This is a genomic window from Pseudomonas sp. IT-P176 (genome assembly GCF_949767245.1).
GTDB lineage: Bacteria > Pseudomonadota > Gammaproteobacteria > Pseudomonadales > Pseudomonadaceae > Aquipseudomonas.
Genome location: NZ_CATKPN010000112.1, coordinates 34,780 through 48,718 on the forward strand (window position 1 = coordinate 34,780; position 13,939 = coordinate 48,718).

The window sequence follows — 13,939 nt, forward strand, 5'->3', positions numbered from 1 at the left end:
GCTTGAATTCGCAGTTTCAGCCGGCAGTGCGCAGGGTGAAATTAATGCGCTGGGCACCCAATTGCGGATGCAGGCCGTCCTTGAGCGGCAACACCCCGTGATAGCGCAAACGATCGACGCCGCCCCAGACCACAATGTCGCCGTGAAACAACGGCACTCGCTGGCTCTTGTCGCTGCGTTGACTGCCGCCGAACAGGAACATCGCCGGCAGGCCCAGGGAGATCGAGACGATGGGCGGCTCGTAGGAACCTTCGTTGCGATCCTGATGCAATGACATCTTCGCCCCGGGCAGGTAGCGGTTGATCAGGCAGGCATCCGGGACAAAATCGACGAAACCGGCCTCGCTCGCGGCGCATTGCGCCAACTCCCGGAACACCTCCGGCATCGGCGGCCAGGGCAGGCCGCTGACGGGGTCGAGCGGGGTGTAGCGGTAGCCGCTGCGATCAGTGGTCCAGCCCAGCGCACCGCAATTGCTCAAGCCCACCGACATGGTGAAGCCGCCGGGGGTGACCATGTTGCGAAACGGCGCCGCCTTCAGCGTTTGCTCCAGTGCCGCGAGCAGCCGCGGCACCCAGGGCAGGGCGAAGCCGCGCAGCACGAATGCCTGGAGGCCGAGCTGTTCGGTTCGCGCCGGTTGCTGGTCGGCGTCGGCAAACAGGTCGAGGGTGGTCGGGCCCAAGGGCTCACTGCGCATCGTGGAAGATCACTCCCAAGGTATGTCGTTGACCGCTGTGCAGGCGACTGACGCCATGGCGCAGGTTGACCCGGTAGTCGCCGCGCACCCCGGCCACCGGGCGCTGATGCACCGCAAAAATCAGCGCATCGCCTTGTTCCAGGTGCATCACCATGGGGCGTGACTGCATCCGCGGGCGTTGTTCAGTGAGCACCAACTCACCTCCCGTGAAGTCTAACTCGGGCGCTGACAGCAGAATCGCCACTTGCAGGGGAAATACATGCTCGCCGTACAGGTCCTGGTGCAAACAGTTGTAGTCCCCCGCTGCGTATTGCAGCAACAGCGGTGTCGGGCGCTGTTGGCCGGCGTCATGGCAGCGTTGCAGGAAGGCCGGATGTGCCTGGGGAAAGCGGCCGGGCAAGCCCATGCGCGCCTGCCAGCGATTGGCCAAAGGCACCAGTCGCGCATACAGGGCGCTGCGCAATGGCTGCACCGGCTCGGGCAACGGGTAGTCGAAGTATTGATACTCGCCACGGCCGAAACCGTGCCTGGCCATCACCACCCGGGAGCGAAACAACCCGGGCTTGTCGTACATCGCCCGCAGGTCCTGGCATTCCCGGGTACCCAGCAGGCCGGGGACGATGGCACAGCCGTCCTGATCGAGGTGGTGCTCCAGTGAGGGCCAGGGCAGGTTGTCGATACGTTCGAGCAGCGACGGTTGGTGCGCTGCGGCGAGGTCGTTGAGCAAAGGGGGATGCAGGGAAGAGGCGCGCATTGCCGGCTCCAGGGCCTAGGTCGAGGAGGGCCAGTCTGGGCCGCTCGACACGAGGCAACACTCCGCAGCTTGCGGTCAAATTGTGCAGGTATTGCCGAGCGCCGGGCGGCTTACAGCGCCTTGCTCACGCTGATATCGCTGATCACGTCCGGGCTGTCGCCATGGATCGCGGCCAGCGCGGCCTTGGCCTCGTCTTCGGTGCCATTTACCAGTTGGGCGAACTCGAAGCGACGCTCGCCGTTGAGTTTGTACTTGATGACGTACTTGGTCGTTGGAGTCACGGGTGTACCTGTCTGTCGCGGAGCGGGCGGGGTGTCAGCTGAACTTGGAGCTGGACCGGCGAACGATCTTGATCGAGTGGGTCAGCGTTGGCTTACGGGTCACGCTGATCGCCCGGCTGGTGACCGTGTCGATGGTGATGTTCCAGAAACCGGTGCTGGGTGCGGTGATTCTCGCCGGGAAGGTGTCGAATGCGCCGCCGTGGTAAGAGTGACGACCGCCGTTCTTGAAGCTGCGGAAGTTGGCGTCGCTCATCAGGCGGATGTTGCAGGTTTGCGAGCATTGAATGACGACGATGTCATCTTCGTTGAGGTGCTCGCGCTGGTGGATAAATTTCATGGGCGCCTCCAGAAGGGCTTTTTCTAGCAAATCAAAACGATAGCATGGACGATGGCCCAGTTTATCAGCGAAGGCTGTGCAAAAGCGGACCGCTGAGAGCCGGTTTGACAATTAAAAACAGTTATCCGCAATTATTTGCGCCATAAAGCACGGCAGGCCGGAGAAAAAGCGCATTTGCGCTGTCCGAGGGTCTTTATTGGAGGATTTGTATGAAGCAGGGCGTTTTGTTGCTGGCATTGGCGATGAGTGGATGTGCGACAGTCTCGGACATCAATCAGACCCCGCCCACCATGAACGTGATTTCAGGGAAGAAGCCGCAGGAATATGCCAACTGTGTCGCCGAGAAGCTGGCCAAGAGCCGGGGCGCGGTGCAAATGGAACCGCACAAGGATGGGGTGCGGGTGATCGTACCCGGCAAGCTGTCAACCGACCCGGCAGCGGTGTTCGACATCGAAGAGCGTTCCGGCGGCAGCAGCATCAAGTTGCACGAGAGTCTGTCCAATGTGCCGATGCGTCCGGGTGACATCGGGGTTGCCGCCAACGAGTGCATTTCCGGCTAAGGCCGGACAGCCAGCGGCCATGCCACCCACAAGCCCGACCCGGACCCTCCCGGCTCGGGCTTTTTTATGCCCGGACATAATTGACGGACACCGAACACCCTGTGGAATGAGGCTGCTCACGATGATCGTCAACGATGACGCACATTGCCTGGGCGGTTGAGATAGCCGTCACAATCACTTACTCTTTATATGCTTATGCAAACTAAGTCTAAGCTTATAACTAGAAAAAGAGGGTTAGAGATGGATTTCAAACCGACCGTATTGAGCAGCCTGATGCTCATTGCTGTCAGCGTCGTGAATGCCGACGACGGACAGAAAATCTATACCCAGGGTGGTGCGTTGCCTGCCGCTACTGCCTGCTTTGCCTGCCATGGTGCCGATGGCATGGGCATGCCGGCCGCCGGATTTCCCCGGCTGGCCGGTTTGTCGGCGGGGTACCTGAGTAAACAACTGGCGGACTTTCGCAGTGGCTCGCGGGTCAGCCCGGTGATGCAGCCGCTGGCCAAGGCGCTGAGCGAAGGCGAGATCCAGGCGGTTACCAGCACCCTGGCGGCCATGCCCGCGCCGGCCACCCCGCAAGTGACACGCAACACCACGCCGACAGAACCGGGCGCGCGGCTGGCCTTGCGCGGTGCCTGGGACCGGCAGATTCCCGAGTGCGTGATGTGTCACGGCCCCGGTGGGGTGGGCGTGGGCACGGCGTTTCCGCCACTGGCCGGGCAGTCGGCCAGTTACCTGGTCGGGCAATTGAACGCCTGGCGTGACGGCACCCGGCACAACGACCCCAATGATCTGATGGGGCACATCGCCAAATCCCTGACCCCGGACGAAATCAAGGCGGTCGCCGACTACTTTGCGACACTGGGCAGCCAGGAGGCCAAGCCATGAAATTCCTATCCTTCGCCCCATTGGCCCTGGCACTGGCCAGTCTCAACGGGTATGCCGCCCAGACCGTGATGGACGATCAGTCCGAACTGAAGATCCCGGCAGCCACTAGCGCAAAAGTCGAGTATTTCCAGGCACCGGCCGAGCATGAGTTGCCGGACAACGCGTTTGGCAAGCTGGTGCGCCAGGGCCACAGCCTGTTTGTCGACACCAAGCGCCAGGCCCCGGCGTATGTCGGCAATGGCCTCAATTGCAGCAACTGCCACTTGGACCAGGGCCGGTTACCCAACTCTGCGCCGTTGTGGGGGGCTTACCCGATGTACCCGGCGTATCGCAAGAAAAACGACAAGGTCAATACCTTCGCCGAGCGCCTGCAAGGCTGTTTCGAGTTCAGCATGAACGGCAAGCCGCCAGCGGCCGACGGCCCGGAAATCAGCGCGTTGTCGGCTTATGCCTACTGGCTGGCGACCAAGGCACCGATTGGCGTCGAACTGCCCGGGCGCGGTTATCCGGAGGTCAAGCAACCGGCCAAGGGCTACGACATCGCCCAGGGCGCACAGGTCTACAACGCCCAATGTGCGGTGTGCCACGGCGACAGCGGCCAGGGACAGAAAGTCGGCCAGGACTACGTGATGCCGCCGCTCTGGGGTAAGGACTCCTACAACTGGGGAGCGGGCATGCACCGCATCAATACCGCGGCGTCGTTCATTCAATACAACATGCCCCTGGGCAAGGCGCAGAGCCTCAGCGATCAGCAGGCGTGGGACGTGGCGGCGTTCATCAACAGCCATGAACGGCCTCAGGACCCACGGCTGATCGACGGCTCCGTAGAGAAGACCCGAGTGAAGTTCCATGCCAACGATGGGGTCAATCTGTATGGGCAAACCGTTGATGGCGTGCTGATTGGCCAAGGCATCCGGTAAACTGTCGTCCAACGACACAATGCCGTCCTGGGCGCGATGCCGGTTGAGCAGCATCGGGCCCTGGGCGGCATTGGCATCAATGGAGCAGGCAATGAAGCGTGAGCAAGTCCGAGAGCGGCATGCAGAGGGTCACATCTCTGCCACCCATGTGATCCAGAATCCGGCGACCCCGGGGGAATGGATCGTGTTTTTCAAGAAAAGTGCAGGACGCAGTTTTTTCCTGGTGGACGACAACGACGAGGTCGAGTCCTTCACCCATCTGGATGACCTGGTCGAGACCGTACGCGGCCTGGGCATCAAGTTCGCGGAAATTCACATGTAACGGCCCAGAGCCTAGTTACACACCACCACTACGCTGCGACTCTTGAAGTTGCCAACATCCGCGCCCAGGGTCTTGTCGCTTTCCTTGAGCGCTGGCGTACCCTCGGTGCCGACAATCTTGTAGCCAGTACCGGCGCAGGACGCATCGGCTTTTTCGTAGCAGGTGGCCCAGGAATTGGCTTCGCCCGAACAATCGATCGACAAGCCTTGCTGGCCATCGTCCAGATACGTCTTGGACGCCGTGGCACAACCACTCAAGACCAGTACCGCCATCACAGCCAGGGTTATTTTCATCGGATCGTTGCCATCAGGGGGGGAGGGGCGTCAGGCGCAGAGAAGGCCTGGTAGCGAGAGGTTATAGCGAATGGCCATTTCGGTACAGGCAAACACAAAAAAGCCCTGCACAGGGCAGGGCTGTTTGACCAGGCACCTTACTCGGGCTTGGCCCCTCGACGCTTGGGAGCGGGCGGGGTGTCTTGCAGCACCGACGCCACTTCAATAGCCATGGCTTCAGTGGGGAAAGGCCCGGCGATGTTTTCGCCACCGGCACTGTCGACCCACCATTGACCGTCTTTGGCCTTGTTGATCAGGTAACCGTTCACGCTTTTTGCTGCCGACATCTATCTGCCTCGTTGGCTGGTTCAATTGCTTAATGATAGCGGTAAATGTGCCTGAGGGTCTTCCCTGGTCTAAAGTGAAGCCTTTGCGGAACTATCCTCAAGATTATTTCTCTATGATGGCATCGGTTAGCCAGTGCGGGGCATTGTAAGGTGCACGCCGCCTGATTAGACTGCGCCGAAACTCGTACACACAGCCCTTTCAAGGACTTTTATGATCAAGAAATGCTTGTTCCCAGCAGCCGGTTACGGTACTCGCTTCCTGCCAGCGACGAAGGCCATGCCTAAAGAAATGCTGCCGGTGGTGAACAAGCCACTGATCCAGTACGGCGTCGAAGAAGCACTGGACGCTGGCCTGACCGAAATCTCGATCGTCACCGGTCGCGGCAAACGCGCCCTGGAAGACCACTTCGACATCAGCTACGAGCTGGAAAACCAGATCAAGGGCACCGACAAAGAGAAGTACCTGGTCGGTATCCGTAAACTGCTAGACGAATGTTCGTTCTCCTACACCCGTCAGACCGAAATGAAGGGCCTGGGCCACGCGATCCTTACCGGTCGTCCATTGATCGGCGACGAACCCTTCGCCGTAGTGCTGGCGGACGACTTGTGCGTCAACCTGGAAGGTGACGGCGTCCTGACCCAGATGGTCAAGCTGTACAAGCAGTACCGCTGCACCATCGTCGCGATCCAGGAAGTCGACCCGCAGGAAACCCACAAGTACGGGGTGATCGCCGGTGACCTGATCGGTGACGACCTGTACCGCGTGCGCAACATGGTGGAAAAACCAAAACCTGAAGATGCGCCGTCGAACCTGGCCATCATCGGTCGTTACATCCTGACCCCGGACATCTTCAAGCTGATCGAAGAAACCGAGCCGGGCAAGGGTGGCGAGATCCAGATCACCGACGCCCTGATGAAACAGGCGCAAGACGGTTGCGTGATTGCCTACAAGTTCAAGGGCACCCGTTTTGACTGCGGCGGCGCCGAAGGCTACATCGAAGCGACCAACTTCTGCTTCGAGCACTTCTACAAGACGGGCAAGGCGTACTGATAACGTCTGGGCGTCCCGTTCTGAAAAGCCACCTTCTGGTGGCTTTTTCATTTTTCAAGCGCGTATTGTTCGCGGCGCTGACCCGCACTGCGCCAGCAGGTATGCTGGTGCCCTGCCGAGGAGATAGAAATGGCCTACGATTTTGACCTGTATGTGATTGGCGCCGGTTCCGGCGGTGTACGCGCGGCACGCTTCGCCGCCGGTTTTGGCGCGAAAGTCGGCGTGGCCGAGAGCCGCTATCTGGGCGGCACCTGTGTCAACGTGGGGTGCGTGCCGAAGAAATTGCTGGTGTACGGCGCACACTTTGCCGAAGACTTCGAGCAGGCTGCGGGCTTCGGCTGGAGTCTGGACCAGGCGCAGTTCGACTGGGCGACGCTGATCGCCAACAAGGACCGCGAGATCAACCGTCTCAACGGTATCTATCGCAATCTGCTGGTCAACAGCGGCGTGACCCTGCATGAAGGCCACGCCCGGATCGTCGCGCCCCATACCGTAGAGATCAATGGTGAGCGCTTCAGTGCCAAGCATATCCTGATCGCGACCGGCGGCTGGCCGCAGATCCCGCAGATCCCCGGGGCCGAGCACGCCATCAGTTCCAACGAGGCGTTTTTCCTCAAGACCCTGCCCAAGCGTGTGCTGGTGGTGGGTGGCGGTTACATCGCCGTCGAGTTCGCCGGGATCTTCCACGGCCTGGGCGCGTCGACTTCCTTGCTGTATCGCGGTGACCTGTTTCTGCGCGGCTTCGACGGTGCGGTGCGCAAGCACCTGCAAGAGGAGCTGACCAAGCGTGGCATGGACCTGCAGTTCAATGCCGACATCGAGCGCATCGACCGGCAAGCCGATGGCAGCCTGAGCGTGACCCTCAAGGATGGCCGCAAGCTGGAAACCGATTGCGTGTTCTATGCGACCGGACGGCGGCCGATGCTGGATAACCTGGGGCTGGAAAATACCGCGGTCAAGCTCGACCAGAAAGGCTTCGTCGAGGTCGACGAGCTGTACCAGACCGCTGAGCCGTCGATCCTGGCGATTGGCGATGTCATCGGTCGCGTGCAACTGACGCCGGTGGCCCTGGCCGAGGGCATGGCTGTTGCGCGTCGTCTGTTCAAGCCCGAGCAGTATCGCCTGGTGGATTACCAGATGATCCCGACCGCCGTGTTCAGCTTGCCGAACATCGGGACTGTTGGCCTCACGGAAGAACAGGCCCGCGAGGCAGGCCATGAGGTGCAGATTTTTGAAAGCCGGTTCCGGCCGATGAAGCTGACCCTGACCGAGTGTCAGGAGCGCACGCTGATGAAGCTGGTGGTCGACGCCAAGACCGACAAGGTCCTGGGTTGCCATATGGTCGGTCCGGAGGCGGGCGAAATCGTCCAGGGCCTGGCGATTGCCTTGAAGGCCGGCGCCACCAAGCGCGACTTCGACGAAACCATCGGCGTGCACCCGACGGCCGCCGAAGAGTTCGTCACCATGCGCACGCCAGTGGCCGGTTAAGGTTTTTTCGACTGCTTAGAAGCCGGGCCTGGAACCGGAACCGGGACCGGCGCCGGCTCCAGCGCAGCTTGCGTGGCCACCGCCAGATGCAGTGCCTGCAGGCTGGCTTCGGCGCTAGCGGCTCGCAGTTCCAGCTCCGCGTTGGCGTGCAGTTGCTCGGCGGCTGCCTGCTTGGCACTGGTGCTTTCCAGCACTGCGACCCGCAGGCGTTCCTGCAACAGGGTGGCTTCGGCTTCGTGGCGGCGGATCTGTTCCTGGGCTTGGGCCTGGCGGGTCTCGTTGTGCTTGAGTTGATCCTGCAACAGGTGCAACTCACGCACGGTGCCGCGGTTCTCGGTCAGCAGGCGTTCGTTATCGCGGTTGAGCTGGGTGATCTCGTCCTGGCGGACCATGGCGCTTTGCTGGGCCTGGCGCAGTTCCATCTGGATCTGCTGCACTTGGCCTTCATGGCGCCGCTGTTCCTGCTCGCGCTGGTCCTTGATAGCCTCGCGATAGTGCTCCAGGGCGTCGCGAGCGTGCAGGTGTTTTTCTTCCAGTGAGCGGATCTGCTCATCCTTGTCATTCAAGCGCAGTTCAAAATCGCTGAGGGCCTGGCTCAAGCTGGCATTGCGAGTCTGTTCGCCCTGTAGCGACGCACGGGTGTCTTGCAAGGCTGCGGACTCACTGGCCAGGGTCGCGCCTTGGGTCTCCAATTGGCGAGTCAGTTGTGCCTGCAGTTGCAGGGCTTCGGCCAATTGGCTTTCGAGCGCCTTGCGCGCTTGCTCGAAACCTTCCTGGGCGTGATCGATGCGCTCCTGGCCCTGTTCCCTCAGGCGTTGCGCCAGGCGTGCTACCAGCCCGGTCAGTTCGTCATCGATCTGTTCCTGTGGCTCGCTCTGGCGGGCCGCAACCTCGTCATCCAGCTCCTTGAGGTAGCGATGAATAGTGGTTTTCGAACCGGTATTGCCCATCTCGATACGTACTGCATCAATGCTGGGGTTGTCGCCGCGCGCCAGGATCGCCAAGCGTGCCGCCTGCACTACAGCCTTGTTTATACCGCCCCGAGCCATGTTTTCTCCTGCTATTGCGTAATGTAGTACGTACTTTGTATGGGGGCGGAGTGTATCACGCGGCTCGGCACCGATTGGCGGCGCCGGATCTCGGTGTGGCGGGTCGAGGGCATTTCGTCGCTGAGACGGTTTTCTTCTATTAAGAGTGGTGGCTAATAGCGAAAACCAATGAGCGGCATCAGGTTTGCCAATGAGCCATCAGGCGATCGGTTGGGTAGGATTCACCTCATCAACTTTTCAACCCCTGACGGAGAGTCAACGATGCCTATCATCAACAGCCAAGTTAAACCCTTCACCGCTACCGCTTACAAAAATGGTGATTTCGTACAAGTGTCGGACGCCGATCTGAAAGGCAAATGGTCTGTCGTATTCTTCTACCCGGCTGACTTCACCTTCGTTTGCCCAACCGAGCTGGAAGACCTGGCCGACAACTACGCCGAATTCCAGAAGCTGGGAGTCGAGATCTACAGCGTGTCCACCGACACCCACTTTGCCCACGCAGCCTGGCACAACACTTCGCCAGCCATCGGCAAGATCCAGTACACCATGATCGGCGACCCGACCCACGTCATCTCCCGCAACTTTGACGTGCTGATCGAAGAAGCTGGCCTGGCAGACCGTGGCACCTTCGTGATCAACCCTGAAGGCCAGATCAAAATCGTCGAGCTCAACGATGGCGGTGTAGGTCGTGACGCTTCCGAGTTGCTGCGCAAAATCAAGGCTGCCCAGTACGTCGCCGCTCACCCGGGCCAAGTCTGCCCAGCCAAGTGGAAAGAAGGCGAGGCCACCCTGGCACCGTCCCTGGACCTGGTCGGCAAGATCTGAGTCAGTGACTCGCGATACCCGGGCGGTACGCCGCACCTAAGTCAGCTGCACCGCCCTCAAGACGCCCGGGCGAGATTCGCTCGGGCGTTTTTTTTAGAATTGAACAAAGGAGATCGCCCGTATGTTGGACGCCAATCTTAAAGCCCAGTTGAAGTCATACCTGGAACGGGTCACCCAGCCGATCGAGATCGTTGCCTCCCTCGATGACGGTGCGAAATCCCAGGAAATGCTCGCATTGCTGCAAGACGTTGCCAGTCTTTCCAGCCAAATTACCTTGCTCGACAACGGTGCCGATGCACGCACGCCATCGTTCTCGATCAACCGCCCAGGGGCCGATATCAGCCTGCGTTTTGCCGGCATCCCGATGGGCCACGAATTCACCTCGCTGGTGCTGGCCCTGCTGCAAGTCGGCGGCCACCCTTCGAAGGCCAGTGCCGAAGTGATCGAACAGATCCGCTCGCTCAAGGGTGAGTTCCACTTCGAGACCTACTTTTCGCTGTCCTGCCAGAACTGCCCGGACGTGGTCCAGGCGTTGAACCTGATGGCAGTGCTCAACCCCAATATTCATCACGTCGCCATCGACGGCGCGCTGTTCCAGGCCGAAGTCGACGAGCGCCAGATCATGGCCGTGCCCAGCGTTTACCTCAATGGTGTGAATTTCGGCCAGGGCCGCATGGGCCTGGAAGAAATCCTCGCGAAAATCGACACCAGCGGCATCGAGCGCCAGGCCGAGAAAATCAGCGCCAAGCCAGCCTTTGATGTGTTGGTGGTGGGCGGTGGCCCAGCCGGTGCGTCGGCCGCGATCTACGCGGCCCGTAAAGGCATTCGCACCGGCGTTGCCGCCGAGCGTTTCGGCGGTCAGGTGCTGGACACCATGGCGATTGAAAACTTCATTTCCGTACAGGAAACCGAAGGACCAAAACTGGCGGTGGCCCTGGAAGAACACGTCAAGCAGTACGACGTCGACATCATGAACCTGCAGCGGGCCGATGCCCTGGTGCCAGGCCAGAACGGCGAACCGCACCAGGTCAAATTCGCCAGTGGCGCTACCCTCAAGGCCAAGACGGTCATTCTGGCCACCGGCGCCCGTTGGCGCGAAATGAACGTGCCGGGTGAACAGCAATACCGCAACAAGGGCGTGGCCTACTGCCCGCACTGCGACGGCCCCTTGTTCAAGGGCAAGCGCGTGGCCGTGATCGGCGGCGGCAACTCCGGGGTCGAGGCAGCCATTGACCTGGCAGGGATCGTTGCCCACGTGACTCTGCTGGAATTCGACGTGCAGTTGCGCGCCGATGCGGTCTTGCAACGCAAGTTGCACAGCCTGCCGAACGTCACCGTGATCACCAGTGCGCAAACCACTGAAGTCACTGGCGACGGCCAGAAGGTCAACGGCTTGCGTTACAAGGATCGTCAGTCCGGTGAGACCCTGAGCGTCGAGCTCGAAGGCATCTTCGTGCAGATTGGCCTGCTGCCGAACACTGATTGGCTCAAAGGCACTGTCGAGCTGTCGCCACGAGGCGAGATCATCGTCGATAACCGCGGTGAAACCTCGATTCCCGGGGTGTTTGCCGCCGGTGACGTGACCACCGTGCCGTACAAGCAGATCGTGATTGCAGTAGGCGAGGGCGCCAAGGCTTCGTTGAGCGCCTTCGACCACCTGATCCGCACCTCGGCCCCGGCTTAAACCACAGCGGTGCCCCTCTGTCTTTTGCGAGTGAGCCCGTCCAAAATCGATGTTTCCTGACCCACTGCCATAGCGGGCAAGCCCGCTCCCACACAGGTTGTGTGGGCAGCCAAAACCACTGTGGGAGCGGGCTAGCCAACATCGATGTTGCCTGACACACCGCCATCGCGGGCGAGCCCGCTCCCACAGGTTTGGTGTGGTGTATACAGAATCTGTGAACAGCCAAAATCACTGTGGGAGCGAGCGCCCGCTTGCGGCTTGCTCGCGATGAGGTCAGCACAGCCAACATTGATGTTGCCTGACCCACTGCCATCGCGGGCAAGCCCGCTCCCACAGGTTTGATGTGGTGTATACAGAATCTGTGAACAGCCAAAATCATTGTGGGAGCGAGCGCCCGCTTGCGGCTTGCTCGCGATGGCGGCGGCATCGATGTTGGATGTACCGACCTCCATCGCGAGCAGACTTCCCTTACACCCCATGCTTGAGCTTGTTCCTACGCCAGCAGTGGGGCTGGCTGGATGATTTCGACCCAATAGGCATCCGGGTCCTTGATGAAGGCCAGGCTCTTCATGCGGCCGTCATTCAGGCGTTTCTGGAAATCACAGCCCAGGGCTTCGAAGCGCTCGCAGGCGGCGCGGATGTCCGGTACCGAAATGCAGATGTGGCCAAAACCGCGCGGGTCGGTGTTGCCATTGTGGTAGGCGAAATCCGGGTCGTTCTCAGTACCGTGGTTGTGGGTCAACTCGAGAATCCCCGGGATCGACTTCATCCACTCGGTACGAGCCGCCGCGTCGGCCGGGATCTGGTTTTTGTCGACCAGGGCCAGGAAGTACAGGCTGAACTCGGCTTCCGGGAAATCGCGTTTTTCCACCAGGCTGAAGCCGAGGATACGGGTGTAGAAGTCCAGGGACTTGGTGATGTCCTTGACCCGCAGCATGGTGTGGTTGAACACGAATTGCTGGGTGGCAGTGTCAGGTTGGGCAGTGACGCCGGGGAAGGTGTTCAGGTCGTGCAGGCTCATGGGCCCTCCGGAAAATAAGTGGGGCAAACGACGCTCCAGCAGATGGAGCTGTCCTTGGGCTTGCGGTGCTCGAGGCTTCCATGCAGTGGGCCAATGATACGCAAGGGGCGGTGCCGGGCCAATGCACAAAGCTCCGGCTATTGCCTGCGGGCCCGGTCGGGGTCAGACTTTGGGCCTTTCCTCGCCAGTGTCTTGCCTGATGATCCGAACCATTCGATCCCTGTTGCTGTTAACCGGTCTGTTTGCCGCCGCTGCTGCTGCGCAACCCCAGCTCGCCGAGATCACCTGGCCTGATGGATGGCAGGTCCAGGCCCTGGAGCCAGAAACCGCGCTGGAACCCGCACTGGAAACCGTGCCGAGCGAGGCGCCGGCGAAGGTTTCACGCCAGCGCGCAGTGAAAAACGATGAGAACGGTGACACGATACTGGTCATGGAGTTGACCATGACCCAGGTTGAGGCCGGGCATGTGGTCAACTTGCAGGGGGTGTTGCTGGAAATGCGCAAGTCGATCCAGAAGGACTTCTTTCAGGGCGGCTACCAGAGTGTGTGCAACAAGATTCATCCGGCTACATTGAGTCGCCTGGCTGCCCTGGAAACCACCTGTACCATTACCCAGAACGGGCGTCATGTATTGTCGCAAACACTAGTGGCCGCGGTAGAGGCAGATAAAGCCTATGTTTTTTCCTACGCCGGACAAGCCGATGCGTACGCAGCAAGTCAGAAAGAAATACAGGCGCTGCGTGAAAGTTTGAAACTTTAGTTCCAGATTGCAGTGTTCACGACGCAATGGCGGGCTTCCAGTTCTTTGGCCGGAAGGACTAACTACAAAGTTAATTGTGCCGACCCATGGTAGTTAGCGGATTTTTCCGCTAGATCGGCGAGCATCGTTACTTAAAATCCGAGTGGCATAAAAAAGCCCTGCGTTGGCAGGGCTTTTCAGGGTGAGGTTCATGGCCCTCAAGCACGCAGCCAGGAATCAACGGTGCTGGCGCCGTATTGTTCCTTCCAGGCTTTCAGGCCGCGGTGATTGCCGCCTTTGGTTTCGATCAGTTCGCCAGTGTGCGGGTTTTGGTACACCTTGACCACGCGGGCGCGGCGGGTCTTGGGTGCCGCGGCTGGCTGCAGGCTAGCCTTGGCGTTGGGGTCGAGGATGGCGATAATGTCGCGCAGGCTCTTGCCATAGGTTTTCATCAAGCCCTGGAGCTTCTCTTCGAATTCGATTTCTTTCTTCAGCCCGGCGTCGTTCTTCAGTGATTCCAGCTGCGCAAGCTGCTCTTGAAGGGCCTTTTCAGCTGCACGAAATTCAGCGAGTCTGGACAATATCTTTACTCCAATAGTGTGTTTGGCTGAGACCAACCGCAAACAAAGCTATAAGCCAAGAGCCTTGAAGCGACTCGGTGAGAGTGGCGCACCTGGCAATCTTGCGCAGGCAGGAAAAATTGTAGT

At 60.1% G+C, this 13,939-nt stretch carries 18 protein-coding genes; 9 read left to right on the plus strand and 9 right to left on the minus strand.

What is annotated here, in order from left to right:
• Positions 1 to 16: 16 nt before the first annotated feature.
• The 4 genes from alkB to ACM6IP_RS25385 all read right to left on the minus strand — a co-directional run bounded on the left by alkB (position 17) and on the right by ACM6IP_RS25385 (position 2,066).
• Complete coding sequence (gene alkB, locus ACM6IP_RS25370) at positions 17 to 694, minus strand: DNA oxidative demethylase AlkB (protein ID WP_414862544.1); 678 nt, start codon at positions 692 to 694, stop codon at positions 17 to 19.
• Positions 684 to 1,448: a 2OG-Fe(II) oxygenase gene (locus tag ACM6IP_RS25375; RefSeq protein ID WP_414862545.1), complete on the minus strand. Its 765-nt coding sequence runs from the start codon at positions 1,446 to 1,448 to the stop codon at positions 684 to 686. Before ACM6IP_RS25375 ends, alkB begins: the two co-directional genes overlap by 11 nt.
• Positions 1,449 to 1,558: 110 nt before the next feature.
• Complete coding sequence (locus tag ACM6IP_RS25380; RefSeq protein ID WP_095168470.1) at positions 1,559 to 1,729, minus strand: hypothetical protein; 171 nt, start codon at positions 1,727 to 1,729, stop codon at positions 1,559 to 1,561.
• Positions 1,730 to 1,763: 34 nt separating this feature from the next.
• Complete coding sequence (locus ACM6IP_RS25385) at positions 1,764 to 2,066, minus strand: DUF1883 domain-containing protein (RefSeq protein WP_095168468.1); 303 nt, start codon at positions 2,064 to 2,066, stop codon at positions 1,764 to 1,766.
• 209 nt (positions 2,067 to 2,275) lie between these two features.
• Between ACM6IP_RS25385 and ACM6IP_RS25390 the strand changes: the two genes are divergently transcribed.
• From ACM6IP_RS25390 to ACM6IP_RS25405, 4 genes are all read left to right on the plus strand, one after another.
• The gene (locus ACM6IP_RS25390; RefSeq protein ID WP_414862546.1) at positions 2,276 to 2,626 is read left to right on the plus strand and encodes a hypothetical protein; all 351 of its coding nucleotides are present in this window, start codon (positions 2,276 to 2,278) and stop codon (positions 2,624 to 2,626) included.
• 240 nt (positions 2,627 to 2,866) lie between these two features.
• Positions 2,867 to 3,514: a c-type cytochrome gene (locus ACM6IP_RS25395; RefSeq protein WP_414862547.1), complete on the plus strand. Its 648-nt coding sequence runs from the start codon at positions 2,867 to 2,869 to the stop codon at positions 3,512 to 3,514.
• Entirely contained in the window at positions 3,511 to 4,434 is a 924-nt protein-coding gene (locus tag ACM6IP_RS25400; protein WP_414862548.1) for a c-type cytochrome, read from the plus strand. Before ACM6IP_RS25395 ends, ACM6IP_RS25400 begins: the two co-directional genes overlap by 4 nt.
• A gap of 91 nt (positions 4,435 to 4,525) precedes the next feature.
• A complete protein-coding gene (locus ACM6IP_RS25405) occupies positions 4,526 to 4,756 on the plus strand; it encodes a hypothetical protein (RefSeq protein ID WP_095168462.1) in 231 nt (76 codons plus the stop codon).
• Between the two features lie 11 nt (positions 4,757 to 4,767).
• Here the strand turns inward: ACM6IP_RS25405 and ACM6IP_RS25410 are convergent, their stop codons facing one another.
• Together ACM6IP_RS25410 and ACM6IP_RS25415 are read right to left on the minus strand one after the other, a co-directional pair.
• Positions 4,768 to 5,049: a hypothetical protein gene (locus tag ACM6IP_RS25410; RefSeq protein ID WP_095168460.1), complete on the minus strand. Its 282-nt coding sequence runs from the start codon at positions 5,047 to 5,049 to the stop codon at positions 4,768 to 4,770.
• A 137-nt stretch (positions 5,050 to 5,186) separates the two neighbouring features.
• On the minus strand, positions 5,187 to 5,375 hold the full coding sequence (locus ACM6IP_RS25415; protein WP_159995516.1) for a hypothetical protein: 189 nt from the start codon (positions 5,373 to 5,375) through the stop codon (positions 5,187 to 5,189).
• 211 nt (positions 5,376 to 5,586) lie between these two features.
• On the opposite strand from ACM6IP_RS25415, the gene galU reads away from it, so the two are divergent.
• Both galU and gorA read left to right on the plus strand, forming a co-directional pair.
• Positions 5,587 to 6,426, plus strand: coding sequence for a UTP--glucose-1-phosphate uridylyltransferase GalU (gene galU / locus ACM6IP_RS25420; protein ID WP_095108460.1), 840 nt, complete (start codon positions 5,587 to 5,589; stop codon positions 6,424 to 6,426).
• Positions 6,427 to 6,555: 129 nt separating this feature from the next.
• On the plus strand, positions 6,556 to 7,914 hold the full coding sequence (gene gorA, locus ACM6IP_RS25425; RefSeq protein ID WP_159995518.1) for a glutathione-disulfide reductase: 1,359 nt from the start codon (positions 6,556 to 6,558) through the stop codon (positions 7,912 to 7,914).
• Here gorA and ACM6IP_RS25430 read toward each other — a convergent pair.
• Positions 7,911 to 8,963 (minus strand): DNA-binding protein, encoded by a 1,053-nt coding sequence (locus ACM6IP_RS25430; protein ID WP_414862549.1) that lies wholly within the window; start codon positions 8,961 to 8,963, stop codon positions 7,911 to 7,913. The two genes, gorA and ACM6IP_RS25430, sit on opposite strands and share 4 nt — an antisense overlap.
• Before the next feature lie 261 nt (positions 8,964 to 9,224).
• On the opposite strand from ACM6IP_RS25430, the gene ahpC reads away from it, so the two are divergent.
• Positions 9,225 to 9,788, plus strand: a complete 564-nt coding sequence (gene ahpC, locus ACM6IP_RS25435; RefSeq protein WP_095168453.1) for an alkyl hydroperoxide reductase subunit C — start codon at positions 9,225 to 9,227, stop codon at positions 9,786 to 9,788.
• A gap of 121 nt (positions 9,789 to 9,909) precedes the next feature.
• Positions 9,910 to 11,472, plus strand: coding sequence for an alkyl hydroperoxide reductase subunit F (gene ahpF / locus ACM6IP_RS25440; RefSeq protein ID WP_414862550.1), 1,563 nt, complete (start codon positions 9,910 to 9,912; stop codon positions 11,470 to 11,472).
• Positions 11,473 to 11,965: 493 nt separating this feature from the next.
• On the opposite strand, the gene gloA is transcribed toward ahpF, so the two are convergent.
• Positions 11,966 to 12,493, minus strand: a complete 528-nt coding sequence (gloA, locus tag ACM6IP_RS25445) for a lactoylglutathione lyase (protein WP_095168449.1) — start codon at positions 12,491 to 12,493, stop codon at positions 11,966 to 11,968.
• 199 nt (positions 12,494 to 12,692) lie between these two features.
• Between gloA and ACM6IP_RS25450 the strand changes: the two genes are divergently transcribed.
• Complete coding sequence (locus ACM6IP_RS25450) at positions 12,693 to 13,253, plus strand: DUF4946 domain-containing protein (protein ID WP_414862551.1); 561 nt, start codon at positions 12,693 to 12,695, stop codon at positions 13,251 to 13,253.
• A 197-nt stretch (positions 13,254 to 13,450) separates the two neighbouring features.
• On the opposite strand, the gene ACM6IP_RS25455 is transcribed toward ACM6IP_RS25450, so the two are convergent.
• Entirely contained in the window at positions 13,451 to 13,813 is a 363-nt protein-coding gene (locus ACM6IP_RS25455; protein ID WP_095168446.1) for a histone-like nucleoid-structuring protein, MvaT/MvaU family, read from the minus strand.
• Between the last annotated feature and the right edge of the window lie 126 nt (positions 13,814 to 13,939).